Annotated in this window: 12 protein-coding genes; 5 read left to right on the plus strand and 7 right to left on the minus strand. The window is 60.5% G+C overall.

What is annotated here, in order from left to right; all coding sequences use genetic code 11:
- Positions 1 to 33 precede the first annotated feature (33 nt).
- Together ACEN9A_RS26170 and ACEN9A_RS26175 are read right to left on the minus strand one after the other, a co-directional pair.
- On the minus strand, positions 34 to 813 hold the full coding sequence (locus ACEN9A_RS26170; protein ID WP_258671241.1) for a YdcF family protein: 780 nt from the start codon (positions 811 to 813) through the stop codon (positions 34 to 36).
- 106 nt (positions 814 to 919) lie between these two features.
- Entirely contained in the window at positions 920 to 1,240 is a 321-nt protein-coding gene (locus ACEN9A_RS26175; RefSeq protein WP_019650894.1) for a hypothetical protein, read from the minus strand.
- 280 nt (positions 1,241 to 1,520) lie between these two features.
- Here ACEN9A_RS26175 and leuS point away from each other — a divergent pair, with 280 nt between their 5' ends.
- The 5 genes from leuS (at position 1,521) to ACEN9A_RS26200 (ending at position 7,694) form a co-directional block, all read left to right on the plus strand.
- Positions 1,521 to 4,127 carry a leucine--tRNA ligase gene (leuS, locus tag ACEN9A_RS26180; protein WP_258671242.1) on the plus strand — a complete coding sequence of 869 codons (2,607 nt, stop codon included), beginning with the start codon at positions 1,521 to 1,523 and terminating at the stop codon, positions 4,125 to 4,127.
- 90 nt (positions 4,128 to 4,217) lie between these two features.
- Positions 4,218 to 4,823 carry an LPS-assembly lipoprotein LptE gene (locus ACEN9A_RS26185; RefSeq protein ID WP_019650892.1) on the plus strand — a complete coding sequence of 202 codons (606 nt, stop codon included), beginning with the start codon at positions 4,218 to 4,220 and terminating at the stop codon, positions 4,821 to 4,823.
- Between the two features lie 39 nt (positions 4,824 to 4,862).
- Entirely contained in the window at positions 4,863 to 5,900 is a 1,038-nt protein-coding gene (holA, locus tag ACEN9A_RS26190; RefSeq protein WP_007937416.1) for a DNA polymerase III subunit delta, read from the plus strand.
- Positions 5,901 to 6,144: 244 nt separating this feature from the next.
- Positions 6,145 to 6,309, plus strand: a complete 165-nt coding sequence (gene arfA / locus ACEN9A_RS26195; RefSeq protein ID WP_065908951.1) for an alternative ribosome rescue factor ArfA — start codon at positions 6,145 to 6,147, stop codon at positions 6,307 to 6,309.
- 62 nt (positions 6,310 to 6,371) lie between these two features.
- The gene (locus tag ACEN9A_RS26200; RefSeq protein ID WP_258671243.1) at positions 6,372 to 7,694 is read left to right on the plus strand and encodes a lytic murein transglycosylase; all 1,323 of its coding nucleotides are present in this window, start codon (positions 6,372 to 6,374) and stop codon (positions 7,692 to 7,694) included.
- 94 nt (positions 7,695 to 7,788) lie between these two features.
- Here the strand turns inward: ACEN9A_RS26200 and ACEN9A_RS26205 are convergent, their stop codons facing one another.
- The 5 genes from ACEN9A_RS26205 to ACEN9A_RS26225 form a co-directional block, all read right to left on the minus strand.
- The gene (locus ACEN9A_RS26205) at positions 7,789 to 8,736 is read right to left on the minus strand and encodes a S66 peptidase family protein (RefSeq protein WP_018925758.1); all 948 of its coding nucleotides are present in this window, start codon (positions 8,734 to 8,736) and stop codon (positions 7,789 to 7,791) included.
- A gap of 174 nt (positions 8,737 to 8,910) precedes the next feature.
- Positions 8,911 to 9,933, minus strand: a complete 1,023-nt coding sequence (gene lipA / locus ACEN9A_RS26210; protein ID WP_007937422.1) for a lipoyl synthase — start codon at positions 9,931 to 9,933, stop codon at positions 8,911 to 8,913.
- Position 9,934: 1 nt separating this feature from the next.
- Entirely contained in the window at positions 9,935 to 10,582 is a 648-nt protein-coding gene (gene lipB / locus ACEN9A_RS26215) for a lipoyl(octanoyl) transferase LipB (RefSeq protein WP_007937425.1), read from the minus strand.
- On the minus strand, positions 10,582 to 10,857 hold the full coding sequence (locus ACEN9A_RS26220) for a DUF493 domain-containing protein (RefSeq protein ID WP_258671244.1): 276 nt from the start codon (positions 10,855 to 10,857) through the stop codon (positions 10,582 to 10,584). The genes lipB and ACEN9A_RS26220 overlap by 1 nt, the downstream gene beginning before the upstream one ends.
- 83 nt (positions 10,858 to 10,940) lie before the next feature.
- On the minus strand, positions 10,941 to 12,098 hold the full coding sequence (locus ACEN9A_RS26225) for a D-alanyl-D-alanine carboxypeptidase family protein (RefSeq protein ID WP_018925757.1): 1,158 nt from the start codon (positions 12,096 to 12,098) through the stop codon (positions 10,941 to 10,943).
- Between the last annotated feature and the right edge of the window lie 6 nt (positions 12,099 to 12,104).

Genomic DNA, 12,104 nt, shown 5'->3' on the forward strand with positions numbered 1-12,104 from the left:
GGTGATCATTCCCATGCACTGGCGTGGGAATGATCACTCCTCAACAGGCTCGCCTCGATAGAACATCCAATACCCGATCTGCCCCACGAGCTCATTCATCAACTGCCCCGATTGCCAGATCGATTTGAATTCCGGCATCCAGCCACCCAGCGGCCGCGCATTGTCCACGCCTAAAAACCCCACCGGCGCCGGCACCACCTCAAATCCGGCCTGCTCAAAGCTCCAGACCGCCCGCGGCATATGCCACGCCTGAGTCACGACCACCACCCGTTTGATCCCCTGCGGCAACAATACCTGGGCGCTGAACTGCGCGTTTTCCCAGGTTGTGCGGCTGCGCCCTTCCTGCCAGCGTACGGTCACGCCAAAATCATCGAGCAACGAATCTGCCATCAGCTGCGCTTCAGTCGGCGGTGTCCCGTAATGCAGGCCGCCACTGGTCAGAATCGGCAAGCCGGAAGCCTTGGCCAGACGTGCGGCATAACGCTCGCGCCCAAGACCTACGCCGGTGGGCTGGTCGACGCCCCAGGCCAGGTCGCCACGCTCACGCCCGGAACCCAGCACCACGATCGCGTCGGCGCGCTGGCCCAGGGTGGCCCATTCCTCGCGTACGAGCGGCGGCTCGCGCTCCAGAACCCTGGCAGTCCACTCCACCATGACTGGCAGGCTCATCAACCAGAAGCCGCCCACACCCATAACGAAGCACGCCCCCGCCAGCCTCGGCCTTGAGCGGCGCCACCACCAGGCGAGTACCAGCAACAGCAAAAGAACGCCGGGCGGCAATAGAAGTTGTTTAATGAAATAACGAAAAGGCATCGGGCATCTCCATAGATGCCCGAAGCCTAAGTGGGTTAACGCAATGCGACAACAAATGCGGAAGGACTTTATTTCAAAAAACCATATGCGATGGTTTCAAGTGTCCTTACTTGAACTGCAGAGACCGGACCTTTACCGCGCCTCCGCCGGGTGTCTTATCCTTGAGCCAGAGGATCTTGGCCGTACGTGGTGCCTCGAGTTGCTTCATTGCTGCTGACAAGCATCCGTGCGTTTCACGTTCACTGCGGTCCAGATAGGCCTTGACCAGTTCAAACTCTGCGGGGGTCAAACCACGCAGTTCCAGCTCCAGGGGACGCTCGTCGCGAAGCCGTCCAGCGGTTTTGGCCGCGTCCAAGGCCATTGCGAGACGGTCGATCAGTCTTTCGTACAACTCCGGTTTTGTAGCTTTTTGCTGTGAATCAACCATCCATCACCTCATTGAAGATAAGACTCACTCCCCTTTTAGAGCTTAGCTTCGCTGAAAAAACCGGCTGAGCGCCGCGACCAACGGCCCTTGGGGCGGGAATTGGCCGCGCCCTTGCGTGTAATCAGGGTTTCCCTCGGTAGAGTGCCGTCATGTATGCTACGGCGCTTCCTGTAACTCCACTTCCAGCTCGGCTGGGCAGCGAAACGCCGATTTGGCGTCATCACCGTCCAGCGTTGCATTGAAGAGGATTAGGCCACCCCTATTCAGTTCAAAAGTAGCCATGCACGAACAATATCAGCCCCGTGAAATCGAAGCCGCCGCCCAGTCGTTCTGGGACGAGCAAAAGTCCTTTGAAGTCAGTGAACAGCCAGGCAAGGAGACTTTCTACTGCCTGTCGATGTTCCCTTACCCCAGCGGCAAGCTACACATGGGGCACGTGCGCAACTACACCATCGGCGACGTGATCTCCCGCTACCAGCGCATGCAAGGCAAGAACGTCCTGCAACCCATGGGTTGGGACGCCTTCGGCATGCCGGCGGAAAACGCCGCGATGAAGAACAACGTAGCGCCCGCCAAGTGGACCTACGAAAACATCGCCTACATGAAAAGCCAGCTGCGCAGCCTGGGCCTGGCGGTGGACTGGTCGCGCGAAGTGACCACCTGCAAGCCTGATTACTACCGCTGGGAACAATGGCTGTTCACTCGCCTGTTCGAAAAAGGCGTGATCTACAAAAAAAGCGGCACCGTGAACTGGGACCCGGTCGACCAGACCGTTCTGGCCAACGAGCAAGTGATCGACGGTCGCGGCTGGCGTTCCGGCGCGCTGATTGAAAAGCGCGAAATCCCGATGTACTACTTCAAGATCACCGCTTACGCGGATGAGCTGCTGGAGAGCCTCGACGAACTGACTGGCTGGCCTGAACAGGTCAAGACCATGCAGCGCAACTGGATCGGCAAATCCCGCGGCATGGAAGTGCAGTTCCCGTACGACGTCGCTTCCATCGGTGAAGCCGGCGCGTTGAAAGTCTTCACCACCCGTCCGGATACCCTGATGGGCGCAACCTACGTTGCCGTGGCCGCCGAACACCCTCTGGCTGCCCTGGCGGCGCAGAACAATCCTGAACTGCAAGCGTTCATCGCTGAATGCAAGGGCGGCAGCGTTGCTGAAGCCGACGTCGCCACTCAAGAGAAAAAAGGCCTGCCGACCTCGCTGTTCGTCGAGCACCCGCTGACCGGTGAGAAACTCCCGGTATGGGTCGCCAACTACGTGCTGATGCACTACGGCGATGGCGCGGTCATGGCGGTTCCGGCGCACGACGAGCGTGATTTCGAGTTCGCCACCAAGTACAACCTGCCGATCAAATCCGTGGTACGCACCAGCTCCGGTGACACCAACCCGGCCCCGTGGCAGGACGCTTACGGCGAGTACGGCACGCTGATCAACTCCGGTGAGTTCGACGGCCTCGACTTCGCAGGCGCTTTCGACGCCATCGAAGTCGCACTGATCAAGAAAAACCTCGGCGCCTCGCGCACCCAGTTCCGTCTGCGCGACTGGGGCATCAGCCGTCAACGCTACTGGGGCTGCCCGATCCCGATCATCCACTGCGATACTTGCGGTGATGTGCCGGTCCCGGAAGATCAACTGCCCGTGGTGCTGCCGGAAGACGTGGTACCGGACGGCGCTGGTTCGCCGCTGGCGCGCATGCCCGAGTTCTACGAATGCGCTTGCCCGAAATGCGGCGCACCGGCCAAGCGTGAAACCGACACCATGGACACCTTCGTCGAGTCCTCGTGGTACTACGCTCGTTACGCCTCGCCGCACTTTGAAGGTGGCCTGGTAGAAAAATCGGCGGCCGACCACTGGTTGCCGGTGGATCAGTACATCGGCGGTATCGAACACGCGATTCTTCACCTGCTCTATGCGCGCTTCTTCCACAAGCTGATGCGCGATGAAGGCCTGGTGAGCTCCAACGAGCCGTTCAAGAACCTGCTGACCCAGGGCATGGTCATCGCCGAGACTTACTACCGTCGCGAAGCCAATGGTGCCTACACCTGGTTCAACCCGGCGGACGTCGAACTCGAACGCGACAGCAAGGCCAAGGTCATTAGCGCCAAGCTGATCGCCGACGGTCTGCCGGTGGAAATCGGCGGCACCGAGAAGATGGCCAAGTCGAAGAACAACGGCGTCGACCCACAGTCGATGATTGACCAGTTCGGCGCAGACACCTGCCGCCTGTTCATGATGTTCGCCTCGCCACCTGACATGAGCGCGGAATGGTCCGACTCCGGAGTAGAAGGTTCGCACCGCTTCCTCAAGCGCGTCTGGCGCCTGGCTCAAGCGCACGTCACTCAGGGCCTGCCGGGCAAACTGGATGTCGCCAGCCTGAACGACGAGCAGAAAGCCATTCGCCGTTCGATCCACCAGGCCATCAAGCAGGCCAGCCACGACGTCGGCCAGAACCACAAATTCAACACCGCCATCGCCCAGGTGATGACGCTGATGAACGTGCTGGAAAAAGCCCCGCAAGGCACCGAGCAGGATCGCGCGCTGATTCACGAAGGTCTGGAAACCGTGACTCTGCTACTGGCCCCGATCACCCCGCACATCAGCCACGAGCTGTGGCATCGCCTGGGCCACGCTGACCCGGTGATCGACGCCGGTTGGCCGGTGCTGGACGAAAGCGCCCTGGTACAGGACAGCCTGCAACTGGTCATTCAAGTGAATGGCAAGCTGCGCGGCCACATCGAAATGCCAGCCAGCGCCAGCCGCGAAGAAGTTGAAGCCGCCGCACGGGCCAACGAAAACGTCCTGCGCTTCGTCGATGGCCTGACTATTCGCAAAGTGATCGTAGTGCCCGGGAAACTGGTCAATATCGTCGCCAGCTAAAAATTGGATCGGGCGCCAGGTGAGCCTGGCGCCGAGTAAAACCTTTCGGGCCGGTTGACCGGCCCACATGGTTTCAAGGGGAGCAACAAGATGATCAAACGCAATTTGCTGGTGATGGGCCTTGCAGTCCTGCTGAGCGCCTGCGGTTTCCACCTGCGTGGCACCGGCACCACCGAACTGGCGATCAAGGAACTCGATCTGAGCGCCCGTAACGCCTATGGCGAAACCGTGACGCAAATGCGCCAGATGCTGGAAAGCAGCGGCGTCAGGGTCTACAGCGGCGCACCTTACAAACTGGTGCTGACCGATGAGCAGGAAAATCAACGCATCCTCAGCTATGCCGGTGCCGGCCGTACTGGCGAGTACCAGGTGAACAGCGTGCTCAATTACGACATCCGTGGTCAGGGTGACCTGCCTCTGCTGAGTGACAAGCTTGAAGTGCAGAAGGTGTTCATCCACGACGGCAACAACCTGGTAGGTTCCGACCAGGAAGCCAACGATGCCCGCCGCGAGATTCGTCGTGAACTGATTCAACGCATGATGCTGCGTCTGCAACAGCTGACTCCGACTCAGTTGGAACAGCTGCAACAGACCGCCGACGCCCGGGCCAAGGCTGAAGCCGCCGCGCTGGAAGCGGCACAGAAGGCTGAAGCGGAGACTCCGCGTCAGTCGCCTGTCGAACTGCCGCAGCAGTAAGACTTACGGGGCGCTCAGGCGCCCCGTTCGCCTCTTCTTATGAAACTCGCCCCCGCCCAACTCGGCAAACACCTGCAAGGCGCTCTTGCGCCGGTCTACATCATCAGTGGCGATGACCCACTGCTGTGCCAGGAAGCCGCCGACGCCATTCGCGCCGCTGCTCGCCAACAAGGTTTCGATGAACGCCAGGTCTTCGCCGCCGACGCCAGTTTCGACTGGGGTACGCTGCTGCAGGCTGGTGCAAGCATGTCGCTGTTTGCAGAAAAACGTCTTCTGGAACTGCGCCTGCCCTCCGGCAAACCTGGTGACAAAGGCGCCGCCGCGCTCATCGAATACTGCTCGCGCCCGGCCGAAGACACGCTGCTGCTGATCAGCCTGCCCAAGCTTGATGGCAGTGCGCAGAAAACCAAGTGGGGCAAGGCGCTGGTCGAAGGTCCGCAGACCCAGTTCGTGCAGATCTGGCCCGTGGACACCAACCAGTTGCCCAGCTGGATTCGTCAACGACTGTCCCAGGCCGGGCTTTCCGCCAGCCAGGACGCCGTCGAACTGATCGCTGCTCGGGTCGAAGGCAACTTGCTGGCTGCCGCCCAGGAAATCGAAAAGCTCAAGCTGATGGCCGAAGGTGGCCAGATCACCGTCGAAACCGTGCAAGCGGCGGTGGCCGACAGTGCGCGCTTCGATGTCTTCGGCCTGACCGACGCGATCCTCAACGGCGAAGCCGCTCATGCCCTGCGCATGCTCGAAGGGCTGCGCGGCGAAGGCGTCGAACCGCCGGTGATTCTCTGGGCGCTGGCCCGTGAACTGCGCCTGCTGGCCAACCTGTCGCTGCAATACAGCCAGGGCGTGCCGCTGGACAAAGCCTTCAGCCAGGCCCGACCGCCGGTCTGGGACAAGCGCAAACCGCTGATGAGCAAGGCACTGCAACGCTACTCGGCGCAACGCTGGGCGCAGTTGCTGCTCGAAGCACAGCGCATCGACGCGCAGATCAAAGGCCAGGCGGCGGGTTCACCGTGGATGAGTTTGAGCCGGTTGACCTTGTTGATGGCCGGGCAGAGATTGTCGTTGCCTGCCGAGTAAGCACGCTCTCTGTAGCAGCTGGCGAAGCCTGCGTTCGGCTGCGAAGCAGTCGCCAAGTCAGACGACGCAGTGTGTCAGGATGATTCCGGACTCAGGGTTTACGACTGCTGCGCAGCCGAACGCAGGCTTCGCCAGCTGCTACAGGGCGATCGGCGAAAGGTCCTACGCAATGCGGGACTAGACAGAACCCCAACTTCGGCCGATGATTTGTCCCGCAAAATCCACTCACTTGCGAGAAATCATCATGAGTAAAAAGCCATCCAGGCATGGCCCCAACAAGGCCAAATCCATCATCGCCCAGCCACTGTTCCGCAGCCGTCAGGAACGAGCCGGCAAGGGCAAAGGCAGCTACCGCCGCGAAGCCTTCCAGTCTAATAGCTGGGAGGCTTCTTACTTTCTGGCAGCCTGAAAGGCAAGCCATCGCTCAACATGTTAAGGTCTGCACCTGATTCGTATCCTCTGGACCTGTGCATGCCCCTTTGTCTTTCCCGTCGTTGGCACCTTCGCCAATTGATAGCTGCCTCCAGCCTCGTTCTGCTTGTCGCCTGCGCGGAAAAACCCACCGCCGCCGACGCCCAGCCGCTTCAGACCCAAGCCGTTGCCACGGCCCCTGCGGTCATTCCGCCGGTGGTTCCGACCGGTGAGAATCTCGACATCCAACCCACCCAGACCTTTGCCGAATGGCAGGCGGGTTTTCGCAAAGACGCCCTCGCCGCCGGCATTCGCGCCGACCTGTTCGACCGTGCCTTTGCCAATGTCAGCCTGGACGCCAGCGTGATCCGTGCCGACCGCAGCCAGCCGGAGTTTACTCGTCCGGTGTGGGAATACCTCGATGGCGCGCTGTCGCCGCTGCGGGTGCGCAAAGGTCAGGCACTGGTCAGCCAGTACGCCGATATCCTGCAAAGCATCGAACAGCGCTATGGCGTCGACCGTCAGGCACTGGTCGCGGTGTGGGGCATGGAGAGTAACTTCGGTCAGTTCCAGGGCAACAAGTCAGTGATCAACTCCCTGGCAACCCTGGCCTATGAAGGTCGACGCCCAGGCTTTGCTCATGCGCAGCTGATCGCTGCCCTGCAAATCCTGCAACAGGGCGATATTGAACCGGAGAAAATGCTCGGCTCCTGGGCAGGCGCCATGGGCCAGACCCAGTTCATCCCGACCACCTACAACACCCACGCCGTAGACTTCGACGGCGATGGCCGGCGTGACATCTGGAACAGCGCCGCTGATGCACTGGCCTCGACTGCGCATTACCTGCAAAGCTCTGGCTGGCAGAAAGGCCAGCCGTGGGGCTTCGAAGTCCAACTGCCGAGCAGCTTCAATTACGTCCTGGCCGATGGCGCGATTCGCAAAAGCGTCGCCGAGTGGCAGCAACTGGGGATCACCCTGCCCAATGGTGTCCAGGTTCCGGCCGGTTCCGAACACCTGTCGGCCGCCCTGCTCCTGCCGGCAGGCTATCGCGGCCCGGCATTCCTGATCTTCGATAACTTCCGCGCAATCCTCAAGTACAACAACTCTTCGTCCTACGCCTTGGGCGTGAGCCTGTTGTCTGAGCGTTTCAATGGCGGTGGCCTGATCAACGGTCTATGGCCAAAAGATGACTTGCCGCTGAGCCGTACCGAGCGAATCGAGCTGCAAACCCTGCTGAGCGCCCGGAACTATGACGCCGGCACCCCCGACGGCATCATCGGCGCCAATACCCGTAAAGCAATCCGCAGCGCGCAGCAGTCGTTTGGCTGGCCGGCGGATGGGTACCCTACGCACAAGTTGCTCGAAGGTTTGCGTAACCGCTAAAAGCAAAAGATCGCAGCCTTCGACAGCTCCTACAGGGTTTTGTGTACACCTGCAGGAACTGCCGAAGGCTGCGATCTTTTTTTGCGATGTGTTGTTACTTGATCACCACATCCTGCTCCAACACCAACGTCTTGCTCCCCGCATCCAGCCTGACCAGCGCCCCCATCGGTAACGTCAGGTTCGGGTCGCAATGCCCGCTACGCCATCCGGCCAACACAGGTATGCGCAACGACGCGAAGGTCTGCTTGAGCAAGCCCTCCAGCGCGATTGTGTCCACACCCGCCACATCCCCCACCAGAACCCCGCGCAACTTGTGCAGCGTGCCGGCCAGACGCAAATGGGTCAGCAGCCGATCAATGCGATAAAGCGGCTCGTTGATGTCTTCGATGAACAGGATGGCACCCTCGGCGTCGATCTCGTAAGGCGTGCCCATGGTCGCGGCGATCATCGACAGATTGCCCCCCAGCAAACGCCCGTGAGCGATGCCTGGCGAGACGGTCGTCAACGGATAGGCCACCGGGTGCGCCAGCACGCTGTCCGCCGTCACTTGCCCGCGCAACATGTTGAAAAACGAGGACTCGGTGGGTTTCTGCTTGTCACCCAGCAGGTCAGCATTGAGCATCGGGCCGTGAAACGTCACGAAACCCGCATAACGGCTGATTGCCAGGTGCAGTGCAGTAATATCGCTATAGCCGATGAACGGTTTGGCATTGTTGCGCAGTAACTCGAAATCGATGCGATCGAGCAAACGCGGCGTACCGTAACCGCCACGCAAACAGATGATGGCGTCGACCTCGCTGTCGGTAAATGCCGCGTGCAAGTCATTGAGCCGCACATCGTCGCTGCCGGCCAGGTAGCCGTCTTTCTCGTAAACGCCGGGGAACACTCGCAGCGAATAGCCGCGAGCGCGCATCCAGGCAATCGCTTTATCGGTGTCCAGGGCAGCGGGGCCGGCAGGCGCAATGACGCCGATCAGCCCTGCAGGCGGCAAGGCCGGAACAGGGACGTGAGGACAAAGGGTGTGGGTCGGTCGAGCAGTCATCCATGATTCTCCCTGTGTGAATGCTTCAGCACACAGTAGTCAGGAACGGGAATAAACAAAAGAGGGTCAGTCGCACCACGGCTTGCAGGAAAAGCCTGAAGAGGATGTGGGCACCGCCAATGAAAACGCCCGCAAGGACTAACCTTGCGGGCGTGCTCTTTTTTCAGCGCGGAATCAGGACGACATCAATTCGGCCTTGACCAGCTTCGCCTGCTCGTCGGCGTGGTACGAGGAGCGTACCAGCGGGCCGGAAGCGACGTTCTTGAAGCCCATCTTGTAACCTTCCTCGGCAAACCAGGCGAAGGTGTCCGGGTGCACGAAGCGCTGGACCGGCAAGTGGCTGCGGGACGGTTGCAGGTACTGGCCCAGGGTCAGCATGTCGATGTCGTGTTCGCGCATGCGTTTCATGACTTCGATGACTTCTTCGTCGGTTTCGCCCAGACCCAGCATCAGGCCGGACTTGGTCGGAATGTGCGGCATCATCTGCTTGAAGCGTTGCAGCAGGGTCAGCGACCACTGGTAATCCGACCCCGGACGCGCAGCCTTGTACAGGCGCGGCACGGTTTCCAGGTTGTGGTTGAACACATCCGGCGGCTCGGCGGCGGTGATTTCCAGCGCGATGTCCATACGGCCACGGTAGTCCGGAACCAGGGTTTCGAGCTGTACGTTCGGCGACAGTTTGCGGATTTCGCGGATGCAGTCGGCAAAGTGCTGGGCACCGCCGTCACGCAGGTCGTCGCGGTCTACCGAGGTGATGACCACGTATTTCAGTTTCAGGTCGGCGATGGCGATTGCCAGGCTTTCCGGCTCGTTCACGTCCAGAGGCTTTGGACGGCCGTGGCCGACGTCGCAGAACGGGCAACGACGGGTGCAGATGTCGCCCATGATCATGAAGGTCGCGGTGCCGCCGGAGAAGCACTCGCCCAGGTTAGGGCAGGATGCTTCTTCACAAACGCTGTGCAGCTTGTGCTTGCGCAGCAGGGCCTTGATGCGATCGACCTCCGGGGAAACCGGGATGCGCACGCGAATCCAGTCGGGTTTCTTCGGTAGTTCGGTGGTCGGGATGATCTTCACCGGGATGCGTGCAACCTTCTCGGCGCCGCGCAGCTTGACGCCGGCTTCAACCTTGGCACGCGGGGCCGGACGCTCGGTGACATCGAGCGTCGGGATCATGGTTTGCACTGCATCAGTAGTCATATCAATCGATTCCGCCCGTTAGGGTCGTCTGCTCAGCATAGTCGAGGTGTTTGACGAGCTGCGCGCGCAGCCGGGCACTTACCTCGGCAAATTCAATCGGTCCTGCGTGATCGCGCAGCTGGGTCATCGCCAGCCCGGCATAGCCGCAGGGATTAATCCGTCGAAACGGTTCCAGGTTCATATCCACGTTCAGGGCTAGGCCATGAAAGGAACAACCGTGGCGGATCCGCAGACCCAAGGACGCGATTTTCGCGCCATCGACATAGACACCCGGTGCATCCGGCTTGGCGGATGCGGTCACGCCGTAACTGGCCAGCAACTCGATCAGGCACTGCTCCATGCGGCTGACCAGGTCACGCACGCCGAACCCCAGCTTGCGCACATCCAGCAACAGGTAGGCTACCAATTGGCCTGGACCGTGGTAGGTCACCTGACCACCGCGATCGACCTGCACCACCGGAATATCGCCCGGCAGCAACAGGTGCTCAGCCTTGCCGGCCTGGCCCTGGGTGAACACCGGAGGGTGCTCGACCAGCCAGATCTCGTCGGCGGCATCGCTGCCGCGTTCGTTGGTGAAGCGTTGCATGGCATGCCAGACCGGCTCGTAAGCCATCTGGCCGAGTTCGCGAAAGCCCAGCGTGCCAGGCATCACAGCACCATGTGCACGAAGCCGGTAGCCCGCAGTTCGCTGTTGATGTTGTACAGCTGGTCCTGGTCGGTGGCGACGATGTGCAACTGAATCGTGGTGTACTTGCCGTTGGTGCTTTGGCGCTCATCAACGCGGTCATGGTTGATCGTCGCGTGTTTCTTGACGATCTCGATGATCTTGTCTTTGTTGCCTACACCCGTATCGCTGATCACCTTAACCGGGTAATCAATGTTGGGGAATTCGATCTTAGGCGCCTTTACTTCGGTATCGGTCATGGCGTAACGGCCTCGTAAGCGTAAGCCGTGGCGACAGCAAGGCCCCACGCCGGATCAGCGCGGGGCCATGCAGGTGCACACTATCAGTTGAACAAGCCGTAGAAGAATAGACGGATGCTATCCCACATGCGGCGGAAGATACCACCCTCGTCGACCGCGTCCAGAGCGATCAGGTCGGCGCTGTGCACCACTTTGTCGTCCAGTTTCACTTCGACTTTACCGATCACGTCGCCCTTGGCGATTGGCGCAACCAGTTGCGGGTTCATGGTCATGCTGGCAGCAAGCTTCTTCAGCTGGCCTTTGGGCAAGGTCATGGTCAGGTCTTCAGCCAGGCCGGCCTTGACTTGATTGGTGGTGCCTTTCCAGACAGGTGCCTGAGCCAGCTCGGCGCCTTTCTGATAGAAGGTCTGGGTTTCGAAGAAGCGGAAACCGTAAGTCAGCAGCTTCTGGGTTTCGGCAGCACGAGCCACTTCGCTGTTGGTGCCGAACACCACGGCGATCAGGCGCATGCCATCACGTACGGCCGAAGACACCATGCAGTAGCCGGCTTCGTCGGTGTGACCGGTTTTCAGACCGTCGACAGTCTTGTCGCGCCACAGCAGCAGGTTGCGGTTAGGCTGCTTGATGCCGTTCCAGAAGAACTCTTTCTGCGAGTAGATCGCGTAGTGAGCCGGGTCTTCGTGGATGATCGCGCGAGCCAGCACGGCCATGTCGTGAGCAGACGAGTAGTGCTCAGGGTTCGGCAGACCGGTCGGGTTCATGAAGTGGGTGTTGGTCATGCCCAGATCAGCAACGGTTTTGTTCATTAGGTCGGCGAATGCGTCTTCGCTGCCGGCGATGTGCTCGGAGAGCGCAACACTGGCGTCGTTGCCCGACTGAATGATGATGCCGTGCAGCAGGTCGCTGACGGTAACTTGCGAGCCGACCTTGATGAACATCCGCGAACCACCGGTACGCCAAGCGTTCTCGCTGACGGTCACCGGATCGTTTTCGCCGATCTGGCCACGACGGATTTCCAGGGTCGCGATGTACGCGGTCATCAGCTTGGTCAGGCTGGCCGGCGGCAGACGCTGGTCACCGTTGTTCTCTACCAGCACGTTGCCGCTGCTGGCGTCCATGAGTACGTAGGCTTTGGCGGCCAATTGCGGTGGCGACGGCATCATCTCGACCGCGAAAGCCGCGGGTGAGAGGAGCAGCGGGACTAGCAGGCACAGGCGTTTGGCAAAGGTGGTGATGTTCATCCGTCT

Source organism: Pseudomonas sp. Pseusp18 (assembly GCF_059506005.1).